The following is a 24,985-nucleotide window of genomic DNA, read 5'->3' on the forward strand; positions in this document are numbered from 1 at the left end:
GAAGAGGTCCGCAAGGCGGAGGAGACTCGCAAGGCCGAGGAAGCCCGCAAGGTAGAGGAGGCCCGCGAGGCGGAGGAGGACCGCAAGGCGGAGGAGGACCGCAAGGCGGAGGAGGACCGCAAGGCGGAGGAGGCCCGCAAGGCCGAGGAGGCTCGCAAGGCCGAGGAGGCTCGCAAGGCCGAGGAGGCTCGCAAGGCCGAGGAGGCCCGCAAGGCCGAGGAGGCGCGCAAGGCGGAGGAGGCGCGCAAGGCGGAGGAGGCGCGCAAGGCGGAGGAGGCTCGCAAGGCCGAGGAGGCCCGCAAGGCTGAAGAGGCGCGAAAGGCGGAGGAGGCTCGCAAAGCCGAGGAAGCCCGCAAGGCTGAGGAAGCACGCAAAGCTGAAGAGGCGCGCAAGGCGGAAGAGGCGCGCAAGGCGGAGGAGGCGCGCAAAGCCGAGGAAGCACGCAAAGCCGAGGAAGCACGCAAGGCGGAAGAGGCGCGCAAGGCGGAAGAGGTTCGCAAGATTATTGAAGAGCGCAGGGCCGCGGCAGCGGCGCGGGCCGAGGCGCGGCGTCGGTCCGCCGATCTGGCCGCTGCAGCCCAGGCCCGGGCCAAGGCCGAAGCGGCCGTGGATGCCGCTAAGCGCAAGGCCGCGGAGGATTTTCTGGCGGCCGAAGTGGCGCGCAAGCAAGCCGAGATGGCGCGCCGGTTGGCCGAGGAGGCGGAGATCCAGCGCAGGGTAGCGCTGGCCGAGCGCCGTGACGCCGAGGTTCAGGCGGCACAGGCGCGCCGCGAAGCCGATCAGGCCAGGAGAGACGCCGAAACCATGGGCGCCGTCGCCAGGCAGGCCGACGCCGAGCGCCAGGCGGCGGCGGCGGCGCACCGAAACGCCGTGATCGAGGCGGCCGAGCGGCGCAAGGCGGCCGAACTCGAGAAGGCGGGGGCGGCTGGTGATACCGGCGTGCGGCCCTCGCCCTTGCTGGTAGCCGAAGCCGAACGCGAGGCCCGGCGGGCAGCGCGCCAGGCTTCGCAGCGCCAAACCGGCGAAACCAGCGCCGCCGCGGCGCCGAGCCAGGCCGCGAAGCCGGTGCCGCAATCGCCGGTGGTCGTCATGGGCGCCGAAGATTCCCGCGACTCGGCCGCCGGGGAGGAGGCTGACGAGGCGGCCAAGGCGCTGCCCCAATCACCAGTTATCGTTCTGGCAGAGCCCCGGGCGCGATCTCTGCCTCAGGCCGAGGCGCAGTCGGACAGCGACGATGCAGCGGCTGCTGCCGGGCCGGCGGGGCAAAGCGAAACGGCAGCGAGCGAGGCCCCGGCATTGGTGCCGCCTTCGCCGCTGCTGGTCAACGAAGCCAAAGCGACCCGGGAAACACCCCAGGAACCCGCCAAAGAAACCCAACTGGCAGCCCGGGTAGAGGCCGTGCCCATGGCGGCGCAACTGGATGCCGGTCTGGCCGCCTACCTGGCGCGGGATTATCGCTTGGCGCTGGCCAAATGGCTGCCGCCGGCCGAGGCTGATCACGCCGAGGCCCAGTTCTATGTCGGCGGTCTCTACCGCGACGGCAGCGGCGTTGCGATCGACCTGGAGGAGGCCTATTTCTGGTGGAGCCTGGCGGCGCGCCAGGGGCACGGTCGGGCCGGACGCTATCTGGCGGTGCTGAGAAGCGAAATGCTACCGGCCGAGGTGGCCGCTGCCAAACGCCGCAGCGATGATTGGAAGCCGTCGCCGCGCTAACCCGCATTTCTCCTGCTAGCCTTAACCATTTGCTATGATTAACCGGCTTGAATGAGCGCTAACGAACCATCCCCCGCGATCCCCTCGACGCCGGCGGCGGCCAACGAAACATAGGTCACATGATCGATCCCTACCAGGTGCTGGGCGTGACGCGTAAGTCCAGCACCGCCGACATCAAGAAATCCTATCGCCGCCTGGCCAAGGAACTGCATCCCGACAGGCACCCCGGCGACGGCCGTGCGGCCGAGCGCTTCAAGGAGGTGGCGAGTTCCTATTCGCTGCTCAACGATCCGGCCAAGCGGGCGCGCTTCGACCGCGGCGAGATCGACGGCCAGGGCAACGAGCGGCGCTACCGCCGTGGCCAGGCCCGCCCCGGCCCCCGGGCGCGCCGGCCCGGCGCGGCCGGCGCCGGTGCCTCCCCGGGGGCGGGACGAGGGGCGGGCCAGGGGGCGGGCCAGGCCGACGAAGCCGGTCCCTTCGAATCCTTCAGCTTCGAGAACTTCGGCTTCGGCGGGTTCAGCGGCGAGGATGTCTTTTCGCCCTTTTTCGGCAACCGCGGCAACAACTCGCGCCGGGCCCAGGCCCGGGCCCAGGCGCGCAGCCTGGACAGCCGCTACAGCCTCAAGGTCAACTTCGTCGATGCCGCCAAGGGCACCACGCGCAAGCTCAAGCTCGAAAACGGCAAGTCCGTCAAGGTCGCCATCCCGGCCGGCATCGAAGATGGTCAGACCGTGCGCCTCAAGAACCAGGGCGGTATGGCGCTCGGCGGCAAGCTGCGCGGCGACGCCCTAGTCGAAGTGCGGGTCGACGACCATGCCTTCTTCAAGCGCCACGGCAGCGACGTCCATGTCGAATTGCCCATCAACCTCAAGGAGGCGGTGCTGGGCGCCAAGGTCGAAGTGCCCACGGTCGACGGCCCGGTCAGCCTGACGATCCCGCGCTCGTCATCGTCGGGCCGCACGCTGAGGCTCAAGGGCAAGGGCATCATCGACCGCAAGCGGCGGCGCCGCGGCGATCAGTACGTGGTGCTGAAGCTGGCGCTGCCGGAGCGCCGCGACGCCGAGCTCGAACGCCTGATCGGCGATTGGGCGCCGGCCACCGGCGACGTCCGCGCCAAGATGAAAGCTGATTCTTGAGTTGAAGCCTGGCCACCCGCTCCCCCTCCCAACCACCCACAGGGTACCATTGATGGGTGGTTGGGAGGGGGAGCGGGTGGCCAGGCCGCACTTGACAACCAGGGTGGTTGGGAGGGGGAGCGGGTGGCCGGGTCGCACTTAACAACCCGGCCCGGCCACCCGCTCTCTATCGAGGCCGGGGGTCGGTGGCCAGGTAGGCGAAGAGCAAATGATCGCGCCAGGCGCCATCGATGCGCAGGTACTGGCGGGCGTAGCCTTCCTCGCTGAAGCCGATCTGGCGCAACAGGTCGCGGCTGGCGGTGTTCGAGGGTACGCAGGCGGCCTCCAGGCGATGGAGCCGCAATTCATCGAACACGAAGGGCACGATGACCTTCAGGGCATCGCGCATATAGCCCCGGCGGGCAAAGCGCTGGCCCGACCAGTAGCCTACCGAACAGTACTGCGAGACGCCGCGGTGGACGTGGTTGAGGTTGAGGCCGCCGACCAGCGCCCGGTCCTGGCGGCGGAAGATGAAAAAGGCATAGCCGCGGTCCTCGCGGGCCTCGCGCAGGTAGCGCTTGAGCCGCGCCCGGTAGGTGCTCTTGCTGAGCACGCCGTCGGGCCAAGTGGGCTCCCAGGGAATCAGGAATTCCCGCGATTCGTGGCGCAGCGCCTGCCATTCCCGCCAGTCGCCGAGTTCGGGCGGTCGCAAATAGACCTTGTCGCCGGTCAGCTTGGCCGAGACCTCGGGTTCGACGAGACTGCGCAGGATGGATGTCAAGGCCGGCACCCGATTGCCAATGGGCGGGGCGGCAAGCGCGCCCCTCAGGAAAATCTTGCCCGAACCCTGTCGTAGCTTTCAAGTCGCGATATGGGCCCGATGGCGGCCAGCACTGGCGGCCCGCCGCCGAGTACGCGCCCGGCCACACGCTTCAGAGCGGCAGTGTCGACGGCATCGATCTCGGCGATCAACTCGGCCGTGGGAATGGCCCGGCCGTAGATCAAGAGCTGGCGGCCGAGATGCTCGCAGCGTGCCATGGGCGCTTCCAGCCCCATCATGATGCCGGCCTTGTGCTGGGCTCGGGCCCGCGCCGTCTCGGCTTCGTCGACGTCCTCGGCGACGCGGGCGATCTCGTCGCAGAGCACCGGCACCAACTCGCCGACTTCATTTTCGCCGGTGCCGGCGTAGACGCCAAAGAGGCCGGCATCGAGATAAGCCGAGGCGAAGGAGAAGACCGAATAGCACAGCCCGCGCTTCTCGCGCAGCTCCTGGAAAAGGCGTGACGACATGCCGCCGCCGAGCACCGTGGACAGCACCTGGATGGCGTAGAAATCCTCGTCGTCGAAGGCCAGGCCGGGGAAAGCCAGGGTGATGTGGGCCTGTTCGAGCTGGCGCACCTCACGCCGCTCGCCGCCCTGGTAGTGGGCCGGTTGGCGGGCCTGGGCGGTGCCGGCGGGCAGGCGGAAAAGTTCGCCGACGCGCCCCACCAGGGCCTCGTGTTGGATGCGTCCGCTGGCCGCCAGCACCATCCGCGGCGCCTGGTAGTGGCGTTCCATATAACTCACCAGGGCCTGGCGCTCGAAGGCCCGCACGCGGTCTGCGCTGCCCAGGATCGAGCGCCCCATGGGTTGGTCGGGAAAGGCCGTCTCCTGCAAGAGGTCGAAGATGAGGTCGTCGGGAGTGTCCTGGACCTGGCTGATTTCCTGGATCACCACCTCGCGCTCGCGTTCCAACTCGGCCGCCTCGAAGGTCGAGTGCTGCAGGATGTCGGCCAGGATATCGAGCGCCAGCTCCACGTCTTCCTTGAGCACGCGGATGAAATAGGCGGTCTGCTCGCGCGAGGTATAGGCGTTGATCTGGCCGCCCACGGCTTCCACTTCCTCGGCGATGGCGCGGGCTGAGCGCCGTTCGGTGCCCTTGAAGGCCATGTGTTCCAAGAGGTGCGAGACGCCGCCCTGGGCTGGGCTCTCGTTGCGCGCCCCGGCATCGACCCAGACGCCGATGGCCGCCGTCTCGAGCTCGGGCATGGCGTCGCTGGCCACCCTCAAGCCGCCCTCCAGCGTGCTCAGCTCGACCGTCACGGCCTGCGCTCCAGGGTCTCGCGGATGTGGTCTTGCAGCGCCGCCAGGTCGTTGGCCAACGTCGTAGAGCGCTCGGGGCGCTGGAAAATGTCGGCCAGCCTGGGCGGCAGCGCCGGGTGCAGCCCGGTGGCGTCCTCGACGGCGTCGGGAAACTTGGCGGGATGGGCGGCGCCCAGCACCACCACCGGCGCCGCGGGTGCCAGCCGGCGGGCGGCGGCGACGGCGACGGCGGTATGGGGATCGATCAATTGTCCGCTTTCCTTGTGCACCTGGGCGATGGTGGCGCGGGTTTCCGCTTCGCCCACCGCCGTGGCCGAGAATACTTCGCCGGCCCGGGCCAGCTCGCTGGCCTCGACGGCGAAGCCGCCGCTCTGGTCCAGCGTCGCCATCAGGCCGCGCAGGCGGTCGGGATCGCGGCCCACGAGATCGAAGAGCAGGCGTTCGAAGTTGCTCGCCACCTGGATGTCCATGCTCGGGCTGATACTGGGCCGCACCCGGTCCTTGCGGTATTCGCCACTGGCGAAGAAGCGGGCCAGGATGTCGTTCTGGTTGGTGGCCACGATCAGGCGCTCGACCGGCAGCCCCATTTGCTGCGCGGCGTAGCCGGCAAAGACGTTGCCGAAGTTGCCGCTGGGCACGCAGAAGGTGAGCCGCCGATGGGGCGCGCCGAGAGCCAGCGCCGCCGAGAAAAAATAGGCGATTTGCGCCATCACCCGAGCCCAATTGATGGAGTTGATGGCACCCAGGTTGTGGCGTGCGCGAAAGTCGGGATCGCCGAACAGCGCCTTCACCAGGGCCTGACAATCGTCGAAGGTGCCATCAATGGCGATGCTGTGGATGTTGTCCGCCGCCACCGTGGTCATTTGGCGGCGCTGAACTTCGCTAACCCGGCCTTCGGGATGCAAAATGAAGGCCTCGATGGCGCTGCGGTCGCGGCAGGCCTCGATGGCCGCCGGGCCGGTGTCGCCGGAAGTGGCGCCGGCCACCGTCAGGCGGGCGCCGCGGCGCTCGAGCTCGAAATCAAACAGCCGGCCGAGCAGTTGCAGGGCGACGTCCTTGAAGGCCAGCGTCGGCCCGTGGAAAAGCTCGAGCAGCCAGAGCCCCGCATCGAGCTGTCTGAGCGGCACCACGGCCGGGTGCTCGAAGCTGGCGTAGGCGGCTTCGATGTGGCCCGGCAGCGCTGCTTCCGCGGCCGAGCCGGCGACGTAGGGCGCCATCACCTGGGCCGCGACTTCGGCGTAAGGCCGCCCGGCCAGATCGTCCAGCGCCGCCGTCTCGAACTGCGGCCAGCTCTCCGGCAGGTAGAGCCCGCCGTCGGGCGCCAGGCCCGCGAGCAGCATGTCGTCGAAACCGATCTTTGGGGCCTCACCTCGGGTGCTGATGTAGCGCACGAAACTTTCCTCTCGCTAGCGCGGCGGCACCCTATAGAGCCCGGCCCAGCGGCGCAACGCTTAGTTGGGCATCAACAACCTGAGCCGGGCTTCCTCGGCCACCACCTCGACCGGCAGTTGGCCGCGCAGGTCGCCGTCGACCTGGACTGCGTAGCCCCGGGGCTCGAGGATGCGCAAGCTTTGCACCGGCCGCACCAGCACGTCGTCGAGGAAGGGGATGCGGCCGCGGGCATAGGCGATGCCGTAGCGCACCAGGTTCCAGCGTCCCGTGCGCAGCCCCAGCAGCACGTGCAGCGTGCCGTCGTCGAGGCGGGCCTCGGGGGCCACCACGTGGGGGCCGGCGAAGCGGCTGCAGGTGGTCACGATGACCGTCGAGGCGCGGTAGCGCTGATCGTCGATCTCGACCTCGAAGACGGTGCTGCCGTCGCGTATGAGGGCAATCAAGAGCGCCACGAAGTAGGCGCCGCGGCCGATCAGCGATTTGAGCCAGGGTTTGAGATATTTGACGGCCGCCGAATCGAGCCCGGCACCGACGCAGAGCAGAAAACGCCGGCCCTCGACGCAGCCCACCGTGGCCTCGATGATGCGGCCCTCGGCGATCATCCCGGCCATGGCGGCGGGCTTGGGCTCGAGCCCGATCTCCAGGGCCAGCACGTTGACGGTGCCGAAGGGGAAGGTGGCGAAGGCCGGCCCCTGGAAGACGCCGTCCTGGACCGCGGCGCCGTCGAGCAGGCCCGAGAGCACCTCGTTGACCGTGCCGTCGCCGCCAGAGGCCACGATCACATCGGCCTCCAGGCCGGGGTCGTCGCGGGCCTCGCGAACCTGGGCTTCGGCCTGGTCGGGGCCATCGGTGGGCAGCACCGTGGTGATGCAGCCGCTGGCTGCCAGGGCGTCGATGGTGCGGTGAAAGCTGCCGGGGCTGCGCCGGCGGCGGCCGGCGATGGGGTTGTCGACAACCAGAACCCGGCGGCCGGCGCTCATTCCAGGGCTTCCACCCAGACCGCCGTGTCATGGAAGGCGGCGCCGCCGGCCGGCGCCGGACTGTCGGCACCGGTCAGGCTGTTGATGCCGCACCCGTCCCGGAAGTGGCGGTTGGGCCAGATGCTCTCGACCACCAGCACGCCGCGCTGCAGGCCGTCGAAGAGCATCGCCTTAAGCTCGACCCGGCCGCGCCGGTTGCCCAGGCGCACCCCTGAGCCCTCGCCGATATTAAGCTCGCGGGCGTCATCGGGGTGGATGCGCAGTGTCGGTTGGCGCTCGCGCTCGAGCGAGCCCGGCGTCTCGGTGAACGTGGTATTCAAAAAGTTGCGCGCCGGCGAGGTCATCAGCTTGAAGGGATGTTCGGCGTCGGCCTCCTCGATCACCGCCCAATGATCTGGCAGCGTTGGCATCAGGTGGCCCAGTCGGCCCTGGCCCGGCCAGTCGGGCTTGAAGCGGAATTTGCCGTCGGGCCAGCCGAAGCCATCGAGGAAGTGAGCGCTTTCGAAGTCCGGCATGCAGTCATGCCAGCGCTCGGCCTTGAGGGTTTCAAGATCCACCAGCCCCGAGGTCTCGAGCGTGGCGGCGATGATCTCCATCTCGCTCATCTCGAAGCCGGGATGCTTGGCCCCCAAACGGTGCGCCAGCTCGCAGTGTACGAAATGGTTGGGCCGGCACTCGGCCAGCGGCTCGATCACCCGGGCGCCGAGCTGGATGTGGGAATGGCCGCCGGACTGATAAAGGTCGTCGTGTTCCAGGAAGGTGGTGGCGGGCAACACGATGTCGGCGAATTTGGCGGTGTCGGTGAGGAATTGCTCGTGCACGCAGACGAAAAGATCCTCGCGGGCAAAGCCCTGGCGCACCAGGTTCTGGTCCGGTGCCACCACGATGGGATTGGTGTTCTGGATCAGCATGGCGGTGACCGGGGGGCCTGAGCCGATGTCCTCGGCGTCGCCGTTGAGCACGGGGCCGATGCGCGACATGTCGAGGACGCGGATGGATTTATCGCGCACATCGAGGCCCTGGATCAGGGTGCGGTCGAAGGGGTAGATGCCGCCGTTGGAATAAAGCGCGCCGCCGCCCCGGTGGCGCCAATGGCCGCAGATGGCGGGCAGGCAGGACACCGCGTGCATGTTGGCGGCGCCGTTGCGGTGGCGGGTGAAGCCGTAGCCCAGGCGGATGAAGGCCCGCTCGGTGCGGCCGTAAAGGGCAGCGAAATCTTCGATCTCGGAGGCCTGAAGTCCGGTGATGGCGGCCGCCCATTCGGGCGTGCGGCTGGCCAGGTGGGCTTCCAGTTCATCCGGCACATCGGTGTATCGCGCCAGGTATGCCCGGTCGGCAAGGCCATCGCGAAAGAGTACGTGCATGATGGCGCAGGCCAGGGCGCCGTCGCTGCCGGGCCGCAAGCAAAGGTGAATATCGGCCGTCTCGGCGGTCGGGTTGCGGTAGGGATCGACCACCACCAGCTTGGCGCTCCGGCCCTTGCGGGCCTTGGCGACGTGGTGCATTACGTTGACCTGGGTGGCCACGGCATTGGTGCCCCAGAGCACGATGAGGTCGCTCTCCGCCATCTCGCGGGGATCGACGCCGGTCAGCCGGCCCGCTCCCGCCAGCCAGCCCGGCTGGGTGGTGCCGACGCAGATCGAGGTGCTTTGGCCGGAATAGCCCAGCGCATGGCGAAAGCGCTCGATGCCGTCGCGCTGTACCAGGCCCATGGTGCCGGCGTAGAAGTAGGGCCAGACGCTCTCGGAGCCATACTTTTCCGTGGCCCGGGCGAAGGCCGCGGCGACCTCGTCGAGCGCTTCGTCCCAGCCGATCGGTGTGAAGTCGTCCGAGCCCTTGGCGCCGGTGCGCTTGAGCGGCCTGGTCAGGCGCTCGGGGTGGTGCACGCGTTCGGCATAGCGCGCCACCTTGGCGCAGACCACGCCCGCGGTGTAGCTGTTCTCCCGGGCGCCGTGGATGCGGCCAATGGTGCGGCTGTCCAGGCGTTCGACCTCGAGGGCGCAGGTCGAGGGGCAGTCGTGGGGACAGACCGAGGCGACGAGGTCGGGTTTGTTCGGCACGCGGGCCTCCCGGGCAATGTAAACATGGATCGCTGGCCGCAGCATAGCGGGGGGCAGGGGGCCTGTGCTACCCTCGCGCCCCGGAGTACGCCATGGATCACGCCTTGCAGCACGAGATACCCGAGGCCGACGCTACGGCCATGCCCCAGGCTGCCTGGTGCGCCAATCCGATCATCGAATGGCTGCTGACCGAGGCCTGGAGCATTGCCCAGCCGGGCGAGCTGATTGCCGCCTTTGGGGCCCGCCTGGTGACTGAGGGGGTGCCGCTCATGCGCCTCATGTGCTTCATTCGCACGCTTCACCCCCAGGTCATCGGCACGCGCTATGAATGGCGCCGCGAGCGCGGCACGACCGAGGAATTCGAACCTCCACATCACGTCACGGAATCGCGCCAGTACACGGAAAGCCCGATGGCGGCGCTCTTTGAGGACGGCGCCGCCGCCATCCGCCGCCGCCTCGATGCCGGGGCCGAGATCGACTATCCCATCCTGGCCGAGTTGGCAGCCGAGGGGATTACCGACTACGTGGCGCTGCCGCTGATCTTCTCGGACGGCACCATCAACGCCATTACCTTTTCCGCCGACCGTGCCGGCGGCTTCCATACCGCAGAGCTCGAGGTGGTCTACGATTCCATTGCCGTTTTGGCCCGCCTGATCGAGACCCACACGCTGAGGCGCACCGCCCGCACCCTGATGGAAACCTACGTCGGCCGTCAGGCCGGCTCGCGCATGCTGGACGGCCTGGTCAAGCTGGGCGACGGTGAAAGGATCCACGCCGTGATCTGGTTTTGCGACCTGCGCGATTCGACCGCTTTGGCGGAAACCCTGCCGATGGAGGAATTTCTCGGGCTGCTCAACGATTTCTTCGCCTGCATGGCCGGTGCCGTGATGGATCATGGCGGCGAGGTCTTGCGCTTCATCGGCGACGCGGCGCTGGCGATCTTTGCCATCGACGGTGCCGATCACCCACTGGACCAGGCCTGTACGCCGCTCGAAGGCACCTGCATGCGCTCGCTCGACGCTGCTCGCGATGCCCGCGCCCGCCTTGAAAGGGTCAACCTGAAACGCCAGGGCCGGGGCCAAGAACCGATTGGCTATGGCCTGGCGCTACACGTCGGTGACGTCATGTACGGCAACATCGGCGTGCCCGAACGGCTCGAATTCACGGTCATCGGCAGCGCCGCCAACGAGGCCGCCCGCATCGAGGGACTGAGCCGCGAGCTGGGCCACGACATCCTCATCTCGAGCGAGTTCGAGCGTTGCTTCGGAAACCAGATCGTCTCGCTGGGCCACCACCAGCTGCGCGGCGTGGGCCAAGCCCAGGAGATCTTCACCCTCAGCGACCCAGGGTTGGCCCCTTGAGCAGCCAGGCAGCCCAGCAGCCGCAGACCAGCGCCAGCCTGGTGGCCCGGCTTTGGCGCGAGCACATCCGGCGCCATCTCGGCCCCATCGTCTTTGCCGCCTTGTGCATGGTCGTGGCGGCGGCCGCCACGGCGGCCAACGCCTGGCTCTTGCAGCCGGTGATGGACGAGATCTTCCTGGCCGGCAACCGCGAGCTTTTGCTGCTGGTTCCGCTGGCGGTGCTGGGGCTGGCCCTGATCAAGGGCGGCGCCACCTTCGTCCAGGGCTATCTGATGGGCGCCATCGGCCAGCGCATCATCGCCGAGATCCAGTTGGCGCTTTACGCCCACCTGATGCGGGCCGATCTGGCCTACTTCCAGAACACGGCCTCGGGGCGGCTGGTGTCGAACTTCCTCAACGACGCCAACCTCTTGCGCGACGCCGTGGCGCGGACGCTGACCGGCATGGTCAAGGACAGCCTGACCTTGGTCTTCCTGGTGGCCTTGATGTTCTACCAGGATTGGCGCCTGGCCGCCGTCAGCTTCGTGGTCTTTCCCCTGGCCATAATCCCGGTGCGCAACCTGGGCCGGCGCATGCGCAAGGCCTCGACCGCTACCCAGGAACGCACCGGCCGCTTTGCGGCGCTGCTCAGCGAGACCCTGCAGGGCGCCCGCCACGTCAAGGCCTACGGCATGGAGGCCTACGAGACCGGGCGCGCCGGCCAGGCCGTCGAGGAGCGCCTGCGGGCCGTGCTCAAGGTGGTCAAGGCGCGGGCCGCGGCAACGCCGCTGATGGAGACGCTGGGCGGTATCGCCGTGGCCGCGGTGATCTACTATGGCGGCAGCCGGGTGATGGCCGGCGAGACCACGCCGGGCATCTTCTTTTCCTTCATGGCGGCGCTGATCATGGCCTACCAGCCGCTCAAGAGCCTGGCCAACCTGAATGCCGCCCTGCAGGAGGGACTGGCGGCGGCCCAGCGCATCTTCGCCATGTTCGACGTCGAGCCCGAGATCCGCGAACGCCTCGGCGCGCCGGCTCTCGAGGTGGCCGAGGGCGGCATCCGTTTCGAGGACGTGAGCTTCGCCTATGGCCAGGACCGCCCGGCCCTGGGCGGCGTCAGCTTCGAGGTGCCGGCCGGGCGCACCGTGGCGCTGGTCGGAGCCTCGGGGGCCGGCAAGTCGACGGTGCTGAACCTGATCCCGCGCTTTTACGACATCGGCGCCGGACGCCTGCAAATCGACGGCCAGGAGGTAAGCCAGGTCGGCCTGGCCAGCCTGCGCGCCGCCATCGGCCTGGTCAGCCAGGAAGCGACGCTGTTTGACGACACGGTGCGGGCCAACATCGCCTACGGCCGCCCCGGCGCCGACGATGCCGCCATCGAGGCGGCGGCCCGGGCGGCGGCGGCGGCCGACTTCATCGCCGAGCTGCCGCAGGGCTTCGACACCATGGTCGGCGAATCCGGCAGCCGCCTTTCCGGCGGCCAGCGCCAGCGCATCGCCATCGCCCGGGCCATGCTCAAGGATGCGCCCATCCTGCTGCTCGACGAGGCCACCTCGGCGCTGGACGCCGAATCCGAACGCCAGGTCCAGGCCGCGCTGGGCACCCTGATGCAAGGCCGCACCACGCTCATCGTCGCCCACCGCCTGTCGACGGTGATCGAGGCCGATGTCATCCACGTCATGGACCAGGGCGGCATCGTCGAATCGGGCAGCCACGCCGAGCTGATGGCGCGCGGCGGCACCTACGCCGGGCTCTACCGCCAGCAGGAGAGCGCTTCCGCCTCCATAACCGACATTACAACCCCTGTCGGAGCGCGGGCCTGAGGGCCGCGGCACCCGGCAGCGTCCGCCCGGCCGTGCGCCTCGACAAGCGCCTTCTTGCCAATCCCCGGGTGCGGGCGGTGCTGTGCTTCGTGGCCGCTGGCTACATGCGCTTGGTCTACCGGTGCAGCCGCTGGCAGACCTTCGGCGGCGAGATACCGGCCGCCTTCTGGCAGCGCCGCGAGCCCTTCATCGTGGCCTTCTGGCACGGCCGCCTGCTGCTGGCGCCCTTTGGCTGGCCGCGCGGCGTGCCCGTCCACATGCTGATCTCGCAGCACCGCGACGGCGAGCTGATCGCCCGCACCATCGGCCATTTCGGCTTCCAGACGGTGCGCGGATCGAGCCGCCGCCAGGGCAGCCAGGCGCTGCGCACCATGGTCAAGGCGCTGCAGGACGGAAGCTGCATCGGCATCACCCCCGACGGGCCGCATGGGCCGCGCATGCGGGCCAGCGAGGGTGTGGTTTCGCTGGCCCGGTTGGCCGGCGTACCGGTGATTCCGGCCGCCATCGGCATCAGCCGCCGCCGCCTCATGGGCTCCTGGGACCGCATGATCGTGGGCCTGCCCTTCAGTCGCGGCGTCTTCGTCTGGGGCCAGCCCATCACTGTGCCCCGCGAGGCCGACGCCGCGGCCCAGGCGGCGCTACGGCTGGAGATCGAAGAGAGCTTGACGGCGCTCTCGGATGAAGCCGACCGGCGCTGCGGTGTCACCCCTGTGACGGCGGATCCGGCATGACGCCCGGGCTCTATCGCGGCCTGACCATCGCGCTGGGGCCGCTGATCGCGCTCTATCTCAGGGGGCGCCGGCGGCGCGGCAAGGAGGACCCGGAGCGCTTCGCCGAGCGCCAGGGCCGAGCCTCGCGGCCGCGGCCCGAGGGGCCGCTGATCTGGATCCACACCGCATCGGTGGGCGAGCTGACCTCGGCGCTACCCTTGATGCGGTGCCTGCTCGAGCAGCGCGCCGAGCTCACGCTGCTGGTCACCAGCGGCACCGTGACCTCGGCCCGGCTGGCCGCCGATCGCCTGCCGCCGCGTGCCATCCACCAATTCGTGCCGGCCGACCGGCCGGACTGGGTGGGCCGTTTTCTCGACCACTGGCGGCCCGACCTGGCGCTCTGGGTGGAATCCGAGCTGTGGCCCAACCTGCTGGGCCAGAGCCGCGCCCGTGGCATCGTCACGGTACTGATCAACGCCCGCATGTCGCGCCGCTCGTTTCGCCGCTGGCAGCGCCTGCCCGGCCTGATCGGGCCGCTGCTGGGCGGCTTCGCGCTTTGTCTGGCCCAGGACCAGGAGCAAGCCGAGCGCCTGCGCGCCCTGGGGGCCACCAAGGTCGAGGTCAGCGGCAGCCTCAAGCAGGCGGCCGAGCCCTTGCCCGCCGAGGCGGCTGAGCTGCAGCGTTTGCGCGCCGCCACTGCCGGCCGGCCCTTGTGGTTGGCCGCCAGCACCCATGACGGCGAGGAAGCCATCGCCGCCCGGGTGCATGGCGACCTGGCCGCCGCCCACCCGGGCCTTTTGACCGTCATCGTGCCGCGCCATCCCGAACGCGGGGACGAGCTGGCCGCGGCCCTGACGGCCGGCGGCCTGAAGCTGGCGCAGCGCTCGACCGGCCAGCGCATCGAGCCGGCGACCGAGATTTACCTGGCCGACACGCTGGGCGAGCTCGGCCTTTTTTATCGACTCTCGGAAATCGTCTTCGTGGGCGGCTCGTTGACGCCCAGGGGCTGCCAGAACCTGCTCGAGCCGGCCCGCCTGGGGGCCGCCGTCATCCACGGCCCCGACGTCGAGAACTTCCGCGTCGCGGCCGCCGACCTGGCCGCCGCTGGGGCCAGCACCATGGTGCGGGACGGCGGCGAGCTGGGCCGCGAGGTGGCCGCCCTGCTGATCGATGCCGGTCTCCGCGAACGCCACGCCGCCGCCGGGCTCAGGGTTAGCGGCGGGACGGGCGAAGGCCACGCCGACATTCTCGACGGCGTCGTGGCGGCGTTGGGACCCTGGATGCCGAAGACACCGGGGGCAGCGCCATGAAGGCACCGGAATTCTGGCAGGGAGAAGGTCCTTGGGCCACCGCGGCGCCGCTTTTGCTGGCGCCCTTGGCCAGCCTCTACGACGGCCTCGGCCGCCTGCGGCGCGCCCTGGCCAGGCCCCAGAGCGTGGCGGTGCCGGTGATCTGCGTCGGCAACATCGTCAGCGGCGGTGCCGGCAAGACGCCGACGGCGCTGGGTCTGGCCGCCCGCCTGGCTGCCCGGGGCTGCAAGCCGCATTTTCTCAGCCGCGGCTACGGCGGCCGCCTGCGCGGCCCGGTGCAAGTCGATGCGGCGCGCCACGACGCCGCCCTGGTGGGCGATGAGCCGTTGCTGCTGGCGGCCCGGGCACCGACCTGGGTGGCCCGCCACCGCGCCGCCGGGGCTCGGGCGGCGGTGGCGGCCGGGGCCGAGCTGGTGGTGATGGATGACGGCCACCAGAACCCGGGACTACAAAAAGATCTTTCGCTGGTCGTCGTCGACGCCGCCTACGGCTTCGGCAACGGCCGCGTCATGCCGGCCGGGCCCTTGCGTGAGCCGGCCGCCGTGGGCCTGGCCCGGGCCGACGCCGTGGTGCTGATCGAGGGGCCCGAGGCACTGCCTGGGCTGGCTGCCGAGATCACGCTCTTGGCGCCCGACCGGCCGCTGCTGCGGGCCCGGCTGGAGCCCAGCATCTCGGCCCTGCCGCTGGCCGAGAGCGCCGTCGTGGCCTTTGCCGGTATCGCCCGGCCGCGGAAGTTCTTCGCCACGCTGGAGGAACTGGGCTGCCGGATCGTCGGCCGCCACGCCTTCGCCGATCATCGGCCCTACCATCCCGACACCATCATGCGCATCGTCGAGGAGGCCGCCGCCAAGGGCGCCCGGCCGGTGACCACGGCCAAGGACGCGGTGCGCCTGCCGCCCGAGGCCCGGGCCATGGTCGAGGTGGTCGAGGTGGGCATCGTCTTCGCCGACGAGGCGGCGCTGGAGGCGCTGCTCGACGGCGTCTTGGCGGATCTTGGCCCTGTGGCGGCGTCATGATCCGAGATCCGCGCCACCGCCTGGAAGCGCTACTGCTCAGGCTGGCGCTCTGGTTTTTCGGCCGCCTGCCGCTCGACCGGGCCTCGGCTTTGGGCGGTTGGCTGGGGCGGGGCCTGGGGCCGCGCCTGGGGCTCAGCAAGCGGGCCCGGCGCAATCTCGGCCGGGCCTTTCCCGACTTGGAGCCAGGCCGCATCGAGGCCATCGTCGGCGCCATGTGGGACAATCTCGGCCGGGTGGCCGCGGAATTCCCCCACCTGGCCCGCTTGCGCTGCTACCAGGCCGACCCCGATGGCGTCCGCCGCATCGAGGTGGTGGGCGCCGAGAACGTCGACCTGGCCGGCCAAAGCGAGGCCGGCGCCATCTTCTTCTCGGGCCATCTGGGCAACTGGGAGCTCTTGCCGTTGGTGGCGCTCCAGCGTCCGCTGGCCCTGATCAGCGTCTATCGCAAAGCCAACAACCCCTACGCCGACGCCCTGATCCAGGCCGTGCGCGACAGCACCGGCGGCGAGCACCTGGCCAAGGGCGGCGCCGGCGCCCGCGGCCTGATCGGTGCCTTGCGCCGGGGCCGGGCGGTGGCGCTGGTGGTCGACCAGAAACAGAACGACGGCATCGCCGTCGACTTCTTCGGCCGCCCGGCCATGACCGCCCCGGCGGCGGCCGAGCTGGCGCTGCGCTACGGCTGTCCGCTGATCCCGTCCCGGGTCGAACGCCTGGGCGGCGCCCGCTTCCGCATCACCATCGAGCCGCCGCTGGAGTTGGTTGAGACAGGAGAGCGCGAAGCCGACGTGGCGGCTACCATGGCCCGCATCCACGCCCGCCTCGAGGCCTGGATCCGCGCCCGTCCCGAACAGTGGTTCTGGCTGCACCGCCGCTGGCCGGATTGAGGCCTTGCCCTAACCGTCCTCGGGTTTGGGCATGGGCGGCACCAGGCGGGCCGGGTCGAGGCGCTCGGCAAACCAGTTGACGCGCCAATCCAGGTGGGGGCCGGTGGCCCGGCCAGTGGCTCCCAGGCGGCCCACGAGCTGGCCCTGGGCCACGCTCTGGCCCACGGCCACCAGCACGGCGCTGAGATGCGAGAGCACCGAGGTCAGGCCGAATCCGTGGTCGATGATGATGGTGCCGCCGGTGTAGTAGAGATCGGCCTCGGCCAGCGCCACATCGCCGGCGGCCGGGCTCAGCACCGGCCGGCCGCGGGGGCCGGCGATGTCGACGCCGTAGTGGGGCCGGCGGGGCTCGCCGTTAAGAATGCGTTGGCTGCCGAAGACGCCGGTGATGGTGCCCAGAAGCGGCCAGGCGAAGCCGGCGGCGAAGTGGGGCTCGGGCGAATCAAGCTTTCGGGCGGCGGCGATCCAGGCGTTTTCGCGCCGGATTCGTACCAGCGCCGCAGCCGAGGGCGTCACCATGCGCGGCGCCAGGCCGTCTATGCGCTGGATGGCGTAGGAACGTTTGGCCACCTCGAGGGCGCGATCCCAGAGGCTGCCGTCGGGCAGGCGCGCCACCAGGCGATGATCGGGCTTGGCGTCGCGGCCGAAGCCGAAGACGAAGAGGCCGTCCTCGGCCACCCGGATGGCCCGGTCGTCGAGCCGGACCTCCGTGCCCGGCGGCGCTTGGCCCCGCATCAGCCCGCCCTGGATTGCCTCGCCTTCGAGCCGCAGCTCCTGGGCCGCGGCCGCGGTGGTCGCCAGCCACAGCCCGAGGGCGACCGCCAGGGCACGAATCAGGTCGGCTCCTCCGGCTGGCCCTGGCGTTCCTCGTGGCGCCGGGTGGCGATCACGGCGTCGGCGTAGGCCTCCTGCAACTCGGCGCTCCAATAGCGCAGGTCTTCGAGCATGATCTGCCGGCCGCTGACGGCACAGACCACGTAGTGCCCCGGCTTGAGCACCTGGTAGGCACCGGAATCGTAGCGCAGCTCGGCCTGCTGCATGGGTTTGTGCACAGCCAAAATCCTTCCCTTAGAGGCTCACAATAGCTCGCCCTGGCCGTCTGGGGGACCGGATTTTTTTCGCCGCGCCGGCCGCGCCAGCCGCCCCGGCCGGCCGCCGGCAACGGCGGCCTGGCGGCCATCGTGGAATTCGAGCTCCAGCGCCTGGCCCGAGCGCAGCGCGCCGGCCGAGGTGACCAGTCCGCCCTCGCCGTGCACCAGGGCGAAGCCCCGGGCCAGCACGCTCTGGTGGCTGAGGCTGGCGAGCAGCCGTTCGGCTGCCTCTAGTCGGCTCTGGTGCTGGTCCTGTCGGCGTCGCCAGGCCAGGGCCAGGCGGTGCTTCAGGCTCTCGATGGCGCGGCCCTGCTCGGCCAGGTGCCGGCCCAGCAGCGCCGGCCGCAGTCCGGCCGTGGCCCGGGCCAGCCGGTGGCGGCGCTCGTCGAGGCCCTGGCGCCAGGCCCGCGACAAGCGCTCGGCCTGTTCGTCGAGGCGCTGCACCGCCAGTTCGATCAGCTCGCGCGGGCCGCGCAAGCCCCGGGCCAGGCCCTTGAGCCGCACCTCGCGCTCTTCCAGGCTGCGCTTCAGCGCCCCATAGAGGCGGCGGTCCAGGTCCTTAAGCCCATAATCCAGATCGGCCCGCACCGGCACCGCCATCTCGGCCGCCGCCGTCGGCGTCGGCGCCCGGCGGTCGGCGGCGAAATCGATCAGCGTGGTGTCGGTCTCGTGGCCCACGGCCGAAATCAACGGGATCGAGCAGGCCGCCGCGGCCCGCACCACGATTTCCTCGTTGAAGGCCCACAGGTCCTCGACGCTGCCGCCGCCCCGCGCGACGATAACCAGGTCGGGCCGGGGTACCGTACCGCCGGCCGCCAGGCCGTCGAAGCCGGCGATGGCGGCGGCGATTTGTTCGGCCGCGCCGTCGCCCTGGACCAGCACCGGCCAGAGCAGCACGTGGCGGGGAAAGCGTTCGCGCAGGCGATGCAGGATGTCGCGGATGACGGCGCCCGTGGGCGACGAGACCACGCCGATGACCTCGGGCAGGAAAGGCAGGTTTTGTTTTCGCTCGTCTTCGAACAGGCCTTCGGCGGCGAGCTTCTTGCGGCGCTCTTCGAGAAGCTTCAAGAGCGCCCCCTCGCCGGCCAGCTCGATGCTGTCGATGACGAGCTGGTAGCGCGAGCGCTGGGCATAGGTGGTCAGCTTGCCGCTGGCGATGATCTCGAGGCCGTCTTCGGGGGCCAGCGCCAGGCGGCCGGCGGTGCCGCGCCAGCAGACCGCGTCGAGCACGGCGCTATCGTCCTTGAGGCTCATGTAAAGATGCCCCGAGGCGGCCCGCTTGAAGCCCGAGATCTCGCCCCGCACCCGCACCCGCTCGAAGGCCCGCTCCACCGAGCGCTTGAGCGCCGTCGAGATCTCGCTCACCGAATACTCGGGTACGTTTGGGGCCGCCTTGGCGGGTGTTTCGTTCGCTGCCGTCATACTCTTGCCTCGCAGAGGCGCTATGATACAAAAGGTATCGCTGGGCCGGAAGGTCATAGCGCCGGCCAGTGGGAGGCTACAGGGACGAATGTCAGCGCCCATCAACGTTCTCGTCGTCGGCTCCGGTGGCCGCGAACACGCCCTGGTCTGGGCGCTCGCGCGTTCGCCAGGCGTCGAGCGGCTTTTTTGCGCCCCGGGCAACGGCGGCATCGCCGACCAGGCCCGCTGCGTCGACGTCGATGCCATGGATTTCGACGGCCTGATCGGTCTCTGTCGCGCCGAAAGCATAGAATTCGTCGTCGTCGGCCCCGAGGCACCGCTGGTCGGCGGCCTGGTCGAGCGCCTGGAGGCAGCAGGCATCAAGGCCTTCGGGCCCAGCGCCGCGGCCGCCGCCCTGGAGGGCTCGAAGGGCTTCACCAAGGACCTCTGCGCCCGCCACGGCATTCCCTCGGCCACCTACCTGCGCTGTGCCGACTTGGAAAGCGCCAGCGCCTACATTCGGGCGCACGGCGCCCCCATCGTGGTCAAGGCCAACGGCCTGGCCGCCGGCAAGGGCGTGATCATTGCAGAGAGCGTCGAAGAAGCGTTGGCGGCGGCAGCCGAGATCCTCGACGGGCGCTTCGGCGCCGCCGGCAACGAGCTCGTCGTGGAAGAGTTCCTGGAAGGCGAGGAAGCCAGCTTCTTCGCCCTGGTCGATGGCGAGACCGTGCTGCCGCTGGCTTCGGCCCAGGATCACAAGGCGGTGGGCGAGGGCGATACCGGCGCCAACACCGGCGGCATGGGCGCCTACTCGCCGGCTCCCGTGGTGACGCCCGAACTCGAGCGTCGCATCCTCGGCGAAATCGTCGAGCCCACGGTGGCGGCCATGGCAGCCGAGGGCCGGCCCTACCGCGGCCTGTTGTACGCCGGACTGATGATCAGTGGCGGCCGGCCCAAGCTTCTCGAATACAACGTCCGCTTCGGCGATCCCGAATGCCAGGTACTGGTTCCCCGGCTGCAGAGCGACCTCTTGCCGGCGCTGCTGGCCGCGGCCGAGGGCCGGCTTGGCGAGGTCGAGCTCAAATGGCGACCCGAAACGGCGCTGACCGTGGTCATGGCGACCCAGGGCTATCCCGGCGACTACCGCAAGGGCAGCGTCATCGAGAACCTCGAGGCCGCCGGCGAGCTCGACGGCGTGACCATCTTCCATGCCGGTACCCAGCGCCGGGACGGCGCCATCACGGCCAGCGGCGGCCGCGTGCTGGGGGTGACGGCGCTGGGGGACGGCGTGCGCGAGGCCCAGGCCCGGGCCTACGAGGCGGCCGACGTGATCGACTGGCCGGAGGGCTTCTGCCGCCGCGACATCGGCTGGCGGGCCCTCGAGGGTTAGAGAGAGCAAGGAGTATCCCGTGGAGGAGACCGACCGCAGCCAGCAGTTTTCCGGCACCGAGCCCATGCGCGAGGGCCTCGAACTCGACGCCGCCCTGGTGCAGCGCTACTTCGAGGAGCAGGTCGAGGATTTCTCCGGCCGGGCCGAGGTGATGCAGTTCAAGGGCGGCCAGTCGAACCCCTCCTACAAGGTCACGGCCGGAGGCAAGGCCTGGGTCATCCGGCGCAAGCCGCCGGGCAAGCTGCAGCCCTCGGCCCATGCCGTCGAGCGCGAATACCGGGTGATCACGGCGCTGGGCCCGACCGACGTGCCGGTGCCCCGGACCTACGCGCTGTGCGAAGACCCCGAAGTCCTGGGCACGCCCTTCTACGTCATGGAATGCGTCGAAGGTCGGGTGTTCTGGGAGAGCCTGCTGCCCGGCATGTCGAAACCCGAGCGCTTCGAGATCTACGACGCCATGAACGAGACCATGGCCAAGCTGCACTCGGTCGACTACCAGGCCGTCGGCCTCGAGGGCTTCGGCAAGCCGGGCAACTACGTGGCGCGCCAGACCAGCCGCTGGGGGCGGCAGTACCAAGAATCGGTCTACGAACGCATCCCCGAGATGGACAAGCTGATCACCTGGATCGAGGAACGCCTGCCCGAGCACGACGAGACCTCGGTGGTGCACGGCGATTATCGCCTCGACAACATGATCTTCCATCCCAGCGAGCCCCGGGTGCTGGCCATTTTGGACTGGGAGCTGGCGACCCTGGGCGACCCGCTGGCCGACTTCGCCTACCACACCATGCAGTGGCGCATCCCCCAGGAGCTGCACCGCGGCCTTCGGGGCATCGACCTGGAGGCCCTGGGCGTTCCCGACGAGGAGAGCTACATCGAAGCCTACTGCCGGCGCACCGGCCGCGACGGCATCGCCGACTTCGACGTCTATTCCATCTTCAACATGTTCAAACTGGCCGCCATCGCCCACGGTATTTTGGTGCGCGAGAAGATCGGCACGGCATCCAGCGTGCATGCCTCGCAAACCGCCGCCGTGGCTCGCCCCCTGGCCGAGTTGGCCTGGCGGACCGTCATCGAGCGGGGTTTGGCGTAAGCGGCGGGGGGACCGGACAAGAGCAATAAAATAAGCCGCTCGCCGCGGGGCAGACCGGAACCATGGCTTCCGGTCGCAAACCAGCTTTGGGAGCCGTCGCCGCCTCAAGCAGCCACTCACTTTGTTCGCTGGGCCACTTGACCCGGTCGTCTGCGAGCCCTCTCCGGAGCGGTCGCAAAAAGTGGTACCTGTCCCCAATTTTTTCGCCATTTTTCCTGGATAATCAAGGAGTTAGCGGCAGGGGTTTGATCGTCAAAAAATGGTGCCTGTCCCTACTTTTTGCCCCCGGACAACAAAAACACACACCCCCACCCCTCCCTCCCCCATCAAGGGGGAGGGGGAAGAAAGTTGAGAGGAGAGCGGAGCGAATCGCGTCTCCCTCCCCCCTTGTGGGGGAGGCTGAGGGTGGGGGGCGCCGGCCACCCAGCTCAGTTGTACTTGCGCAGCTCCAGCCGCCCGACTTGGTCGGCGTGGACCTCGTCGGGGCCGTCGCCGATGCGCAGCATGCGGGCGATGGCGTAGGAATGCGCCAGGCCGAAGTCCTCGCTGACCCCGGCGGCGCCGTGCACCTGCATGGCGGTATCAACCACCTGACAGGTCATGTTGGGCGCCACCACCTTGATCATGGCGATCTCGGCCCGGGCCGCCTTGTTGCCCACGGTGTCCATCTTCCAGGCGGCGTGGAGGGTGAGCAGCCGGGTTTGGTTGATGGCCATGCGGCAGTCGGCGATCTGGCGCCGCACCAGGCCCTGGTCGGCCAGCGGGCCGCCGAAGGCTATGCGTTCCTGGGCGCGGCGGCACATCATCTCCAGGGCGCGTTCGGACTGGCCGATCATGCGCATGCAGTGGTGAATGCGGCCCGGCCCCAGGCGGCCCTGGGCGATCTCGAAACCGCGGCCCTCGCCCAAGAGGATATTCGTGGCCGGCACGCGGACGTCCGAGAAATCGACCTCGGCGTGGCCGTGCGGCGCGTGGTCGTAGCCGAACAATTCCAGCGGCCGCACCACGCTGACGCCCGGCGTCTGCAGCGGTACCAGGATCATCGATTGCTGGCTGTACTTGTGGGCTTTGGGATCGGTCTTGCCCATGAAGATGAGGATCCGGCAGTGCGGATGCGGCGCCCCCGAAGTCCACCACTTGCGCCCGTTGATGACGTAGTCGTCGCCATCGCGCAGGATCGTTGCCTCGATGTTGGTGGCGTCCGAGGACGCCACCTGGGGCTCGGTCATGGCGAAGCCCGAGCGGATTTCGCCGGCCAGCAGCGGCTTCAGCCAGCGCTCCTTGTGCTCGTCGCTGCCGTAGCGCTCCAGCACCTCCATGTTGCCGGTGTCGGGAGCGGAACAGTTGAAGACCTCGGGGGCAATCATCGAGCGCCCCATGATCTCGCACAAGGGTGCGTATTCCAGGTTCGAAAGTCCGGCGCCGACCTCCGATTCGGGCAGGAACATGTTCCAAAGGCCGGCCTCGCGGGCCGTCGCTTTGAGTTCCTCCATCACCGCCGGCTGGGCCCAGCGCTCGCCTTCCCCGACTTGGGCGTCATAGACCGGCTCGGCCGGGTAGACGTGCTCGTCCATGAAGGCCGTGAGCTGGGCCTGCAGTTCGACGACCCGTTCGGAATATTCGAAGTCCATGGCGCGACTACTTGTTGGCCGGCCAGCCGTACTGCTTGAGCTCGAGGCGGCCGATCTGGTTGGCGTGCACCTCGTCCGGGCCGTCGGCCAGGCGCAGCGTGCGCGATGAGGCGTAGGCCTTGGCCAGGCCGAAGTCGTTGGAGACGCCGGCGGCGCCGTGGATCTGGATGGCCCGGTCGACCACCCGACACGTCATGTTGGGGGCGATCACCTTGATGGCGGCGATCTCCTTGCGTGCCTCCTTGTTGCCCACGGTATCCATCTTCCAGGCGGCATAAAGCGTCATCAGGCGCGACTGGTCGATTTCCATGCGGCTGTCGGCGATCTGGCGCCGCACCACGCCCTGGTCGGTCAGCGGGCCGCCGAAGGCGACGCGTTCCTGGGCGCGCCGGCACATCACCTCGAGCGCCCGCTCGGCCACACCGACCAGGCGCATGCAGTGATGGATGCGGCCCGGGCCGAGGCGGCCCTGGGCGATCTCGAAGCCGCGGCCCTCGCCCAAGAGAATGTTCGAGGCTGGCACGCGGACGTCCTCGAACAGGACCTCGGCATGGCCGTGGGGCGCGTCGTCGTAGCCGAACACCGGCAGCGCACGCAGCACCTTGACGCCGGGCGTGTCCATGGGCACCAGGATCATCGACTGCTGGCGGTACTTGTCGGCCGAGGGATCGGTCTTGCCCATGAAGATGAGGATCTTGCAGCGTGGATCGGGAGCCCCCGAAGTCCACCACTTGCGGCCGTTGATGACGTATTCGTCGCCGTCGCGGACGATCGAGGATTCGATGTTGGTGGCGTCCGACGAGGCCACCATGGGCTCGGTCATGGCGAAGGCCGAGCGGATCTCGCCGGCCAGCAGCGGCTCCAGCCACTCTTTCTTGTGCTCGTCCGCGCCGTAGCGCTCCAGCACTTCCATGTTGCCGGTGTCGGGGGCCGAACAGTTGAAGACCTCGGGCGCGAAGGGCGATCGTCCCATGATCTCGCACAAGGGCGCGTATTCCAGGTTCGTGAGCCCGAAGCCGCGCTCCGATTCAGGCAGGAACAGGTTCCACAGCCCCTCTGCGCGGGCCTTGGCCTTGAGCTCGTCGATGATAACCGGATGCACCCAGCGGTCGCCCTCGTCGACCTGCTGGGCGTAGACCGGCTCGGCGGGATAGATGTGGGCCTCCATGAAGGCGCTAATCCTGTCCTGCAGCTCCTTGACGCGATCGGAATACTCGAAGTCCATCTTTTCTCTACCTGTTTTGAATTGGGCAATAACGAATGACGGCGGTGGCTCAAGGCGCCCCCCGCCGCGGACGGATTCTAGCGCCTTTGGCGGAAAAAGTCCCGCAAGAGTTGGCCGGCGCGCTTCTCCTCGATGCCGCCCACGACCTCGGGCCGGTGGTGGCAACTGGGTTGGCTGAAAATCCTGGGCCCGTGGTCGACGCCGCCGCCCTTGGCATCGGCGGCGCCGAAATAGAGGCGGCGGAGCCGGGCCAGCGAGATGGCCTGGGCGCACATGGGGCAGGGCTCGAGGGTAACGTAAAGGTCGCAATCGACCAGGCGTTCGTTGGCCAGCGCTGCCGCCGCCGCCCGGATGGCCAGCATCTCGGCGTGGGCCGTGGGGTCACGCAGCTCTATCACCCGGTTGCCGGCCGCCGCCACGACCTCGCCGCCGGCCACCACCACGGCGCCCACCGGCACTTCGCCCCGCGCCGCCGCACGCTCGGCCTGGTCCAGCGCCAGGGTCATGGGGGAAGGCTCGGTCATGGCGGCAACCTGCCGGTCCGGGTGGAAGGGGTCAAGGGGTATGGATTTGATTGCCGGGCCTGGGCCGTCGGCCTAGCCCGCATTTTTCACCGGGTCATGGCCTGCGCGGCGCTGTCGCGCCGACAGGGTAGGAGCGCTGCGCCGCGCGATGTGGGACATCGGGCAAGCAGCGCGACACACCCTGTCGGTGCGACAGCGCCGCCCG

The 24,985-nt window shown here is 69.4% G+C and carries 21 protein-coding genes; 10 read left to right on the forward strand and 11 right to left on the reverse strand.

Annotated elements, in window-relative coordinates; translation table 11 throughout:
• On the forward strand, positions 1-1,713 hold a 1,713-nt coding region (locus QGG75_20685), incomplete at its 5' end, for a hypothetical protein (protein MDP6069646.1).
• 119 nt (positions 1,714-1,832) lie between these two features.
• A complete protein-coding gene (locus QGG75_20690; protein MDP6069647.1) occupies positions 1,833-2,849 on the forward strand; it encodes a J domain-containing protein in 1,017 nt (338 codons plus the stop codon).
• A gap of 166 nt (positions 2,850-3,015) precedes the next feature.
• Here QGG75_20690 and QGG75_20695 read toward each other — a convergent pair whose 3' ends face one another.
• The 5 genes from QGG75_20695 to QGG75_20715 are packed head-to-tail and all read right to left on the reverse strand — an operon-like array spanning position 3,016 to position 9,342.
• The gene (locus tag QGG75_20695; protein ID MDP6069648.1) at positions 3,016-3,618 is read right to left on the reverse strand and encodes a GNAT family protein; all 603 of its coding nucleotides are present in this window, start codon (positions 3,616-3,618) and stop codon (positions 3,016-3,018) included.
• A gap of 35 nt (positions 3,619-3,653) precedes the next feature.
• Entirely contained in the window at positions 3,654-4,910 is a 1,257-nt protein-coding gene (locus QGG75_20700) for a pitrilysin family protein (protein MDP6069649.1), read from the reverse strand.
• Positions 4,907-6,301 (reverse strand): threonine synthase, encoded by a 1,395-nt coding sequence (gene thrC / locus QGG75_20705; GenBank protein MDP6069650.1) that lies wholly within the window; start codon positions 6,299-6,301, stop codon positions 4,907-4,909. Before thrC ends, QGG75_20700 begins: the two co-directional genes overlap by 4 nt.
• A 60-nt stretch (positions 6,302-6,361) precedes the next feature.
• On the reverse strand, positions 6,362-7,282 hold the full coding sequence (locus QGG75_20710; protein ID MDP6069651.1) for a diacylglycerol kinase family protein: 921 nt from the start codon (positions 7,280-7,282) through the stop codon (positions 6,362-6,364).
• Complete coding sequence (locus tag QGG75_20715; GenBank protein MDP6069652.1) at positions 7,279-9,342, reverse strand: molybdopterin oxidoreductase family protein; 2,064 nt, start codon at positions 9,340-9,342, stop codon at positions 7,279-7,281. The genes QGG75_20710 and QGG75_20715 overlap by 4 nt, the downstream gene beginning before the upstream one ends.
• Before the next feature lie 92 nt (positions 9,343-9,434).
• Between QGG75_20715 and QGG75_20720 the strand changes: the two genes are divergently transcribed.
• Genes QGG75_20720 through QGG75_20745 form a run of 6 tightly spaced genes read left to right on the forward strand, consistent with a single transcriptional unit; the run spans position 9,435 to position 16,425 of the window.
• Positions 9,435-10,703, forward strand: a complete 1,269-nt coding sequence (locus tag QGG75_20720; protein ID MDP6069653.1) for an adenylate/guanylate cyclase domain-containing protein — start codon at positions 9,435-9,437, stop codon at positions 10,701-10,703.
• Positions 10,700-12,505, forward strand: a complete 1,806-nt coding sequence (msbA, locus tag QGG75_20725) for a lipid A export permease/ATP-binding protein MsbA (protein MDP6069654.1) — start codon at positions 10,700-10,702, stop codon at positions 12,503-12,505. The genes QGG75_20720 and msbA overlap by 4 nt, the downstream gene beginning before the upstream one ends.
• A gap of 32 nt (positions 12,506-12,537) precedes the next feature.
• Complete coding sequence (locus QGG75_20730) at positions 12,538-13,236, forward strand: lysophospholipid acyltransferase family protein (protein ID MDP6069655.1); 699 nt, start codon at positions 12,538-12,540, stop codon at positions 13,234-13,236.
• The gene (locus tag QGG75_20735; GenBank protein MDP6069656.1) at positions 13,233-14,525 is read left to right on the forward strand and encodes a 3-deoxy-D-manno-octulosonic acid transferase; all 1,293 of its coding nucleotides are present in this window, start codon (positions 13,233-13,235) and stop codon (positions 14,523-14,525) included. The genes QGG75_20730 and QGG75_20735 overlap by 4 nt, the downstream gene beginning before the upstream one ends.
• Entirely contained in the window at positions 14,522-15,541 is a 1,020-nt protein-coding gene (gene lpxK, locus QGG75_20740) for a tetraacyldisaccharide 4'-kinase (GenBank protein MDP6069657.1), read from the forward strand. The genes QGG75_20735 and lpxK overlap by 4 nt, the downstream gene beginning before the upstream one ends.
• Complete coding sequence (locus QGG75_20745; protein ID MDP6069658.1) at positions 15,538-16,425, forward strand: lauroyl acyltransferase; 888 nt, start codon at positions 15,538-15,540, stop codon at positions 16,423-16,425. Before lpxK ends, QGG75_20745 begins: the two co-directional genes overlap by 4 nt.
• 9 nt (positions 16,426-16,434) lie before the next feature.
• On the opposite strand, the gene QGG75_20750 is transcribed toward QGG75_20745, so the two are convergent.
• The 3 genes from QGG75_20750 to xseA all read right to left on the reverse strand — a co-directional run bounded on the left by QGG75_20750 (position 16,435) and on the right by xseA (position 18,938).
• A complete protein-coding gene (locus QGG75_20750; GenBank protein MDP6069659.1) occupies positions 16,435-17,160 on the reverse strand; it encodes a M23 family metallopeptidase in 726 nt (241 codons plus the stop codon).
• Positions 17,161-17,258: 98 nt separating this feature from the next.
• Positions 17,259-17,465, reverse strand: a complete 207-nt coding sequence (locus tag QGG75_20755; protein ID MDP6069660.1) for a DUF2093 domain-containing protein — start codon at positions 17,463-17,465, stop codon at positions 17,259-17,261.
• Between the two features lie 36 nt (positions 17,466-17,501).
• Complete coding sequence (xseA, locus tag QGG75_20760) at positions 17,502-18,938, reverse strand: exodeoxyribonuclease VII large subunit (GenBank protein MDP6069661.1); 1,437 nt, start codon at positions 18,936-18,938, stop codon at positions 17,502-17,504.
• Between the two features lie 100 nt (positions 18,939-19,038).
• On the opposite strand from xseA, the gene purD reads away from it, so the two are divergent.
• Both purD and QGG75_20770 read left to right on the forward strand, forming a co-directional pair.
• Positions 19,039-20,307, forward strand: a complete 1,269-nt coding sequence (gene purD / locus QGG75_20765) for a phosphoribosylamine--glycine ligase (protein MDP6069662.1) — start codon at positions 19,039-19,041, stop codon at positions 20,305-20,307.
• Positions 20,308-20,326: 19 nt separating this feature from the next.
• Positions 20,327-21,400 carry a phosphotransferase family protein gene (locus QGG75_20770; protein MDP6069663.1) on the forward strand — a complete coding sequence of 358 codons (1,074 nt, stop codon included), beginning with the start codon at positions 20,327-20,329 and terminating at the stop codon, positions 21,398-21,400.
• Between the two features lie 428 nt (positions 21,401-21,828).
• On the opposite strand, the gene QGG75_20775 is transcribed toward QGG75_20770, so the two are convergent.
• The 3 genes from QGG75_20775 to QGG75_20785 form a co-directional block, all read right to left on the reverse strand.
• Entirely contained in the window at positions 21,829-23,031 is a 1,203-nt protein-coding gene (locus QGG75_20775) for an acyl-CoA dehydrogenase family protein (protein ID MDP6069664.1), read from the reverse strand.
• 7 nt (positions 23,032-23,038) lie between these two features.
• Positions 23,039-24,256 (reverse strand): acyl-CoA dehydrogenase, encoded by a 1,218-nt coding sequence (locus QGG75_20780; GenBank protein ID MDP6069665.1) that lies wholly within the window; start codon positions 24,254-24,256, stop codon positions 23,039-23,041.
• Positions 24,257-24,333: 77 nt separating this feature from the next.
• Positions 24,334-24,780 (reverse strand): nucleoside deaminase, encoded by a 447-nt coding sequence (locus QGG75_20785; protein ID MDP6069666.1) that lies wholly within the window; start codon positions 24,778-24,780, stop codon positions 24,334-24,336.
• Positions 24,781-24,985 lie beyond the last annotated feature (205 nt).

The organism is Alphaproteobacteria bacterium, assembly GCA_030740435.1.
In the GTDB taxonomy this organism is placed as follows: Bacteria; Pseudomonadota; Alphaproteobacteria; order UBA2966; family UBA2966.

What these genes read in the sequence shown, in the direction of transcription:
- QGG75_20690 (MDP6069647.1), top strand. Translation starts at nt 1,833, where the DNA reads ATGATCGATCCCTACCAGGTGCTGGGCGTGACGCGTAAGTCCAGCACC.
- QGG75_20710 (MDP6069651.1), bottom strand. Translation starts at nt 7,282, where the DNA reads ATGAGCGCCGGCCGCCGGGTTCTGGTTGTCGACAACCCCATCGCCGGC.
- QGG75_20720 (MDP6069653.1), top strand. Translation starts at nt 9,435, where the DNA reads ATGGATCACGCCTTGCAGCACGAGATACCCGAGGCCGACGCTACGGCC.
- QGG75_20735 (MDP6069656.1), top strand. Translation starts at nt 13,233, where the DNA reads ATGACGCCCGGGCTCTATCGCGGCCTGACCATCGCGCTGGGGCCGCTG.
- lpxK (MDP6069657.1), top strand. Translation starts at nt 14,522, where the DNA reads ATGAAGGCACCGGAATTCTGGCAGGGAGAAGGTCCTTGGGCCACCGCG.
- QGG75_20745 (MDP6069658.1), top strand. Translation starts at nt 15,538, where the DNA reads ATGATCCGAGATCCGCGCCACCGCCTGGAAGCGCTACTGCTCAGGCTG.
- QGG75_20750 (MDP6069659.1), bottom strand. Translation starts at nt 17,160, where the DNA reads ATGCGGGGCCAAGCGCCGCCGGGCACGGAGGTCCGGCTCGACGACCGG.
- QGG75_20755 (MDP6069660.1), bottom strand. Translation starts at nt 17,465, where the DNA reads ATGCAGCAGGCCGAGCTGCGCTACGATTCCGGTGCCTACCAGGTGCTC.
- xseA (MDP6069661.1), bottom strand. Translation starts at nt 18,938, where the DNA reads ATGACGGCAGCGAACGAAACACCCGCCAAGGCGGCCCCAAACGTACCC.
- QGG75_20775 (MDP6069664.1), bottom strand. Translation starts at nt 23,031, where the DNA reads ATGGACTTCGAATATTCCGAACGGGTCGTCGAACTGCAGGCCCAGCTC.
- QGG75_20780 (MDP6069665.1), bottom strand. Translation starts at nt 24,256, where the DNA reads ATGGACTTCGAGTATTCCGATCGCGTCAAGGAGCTGCAGGACAGGATT.
- QGG75_20785 (MDP6069666.1), bottom strand. Translation starts at nt 24,780, where the DNA reads ATGACCGAGCCTTCCCCCATGACCCTGGCGCTGGACCAGGCCGAGCGT.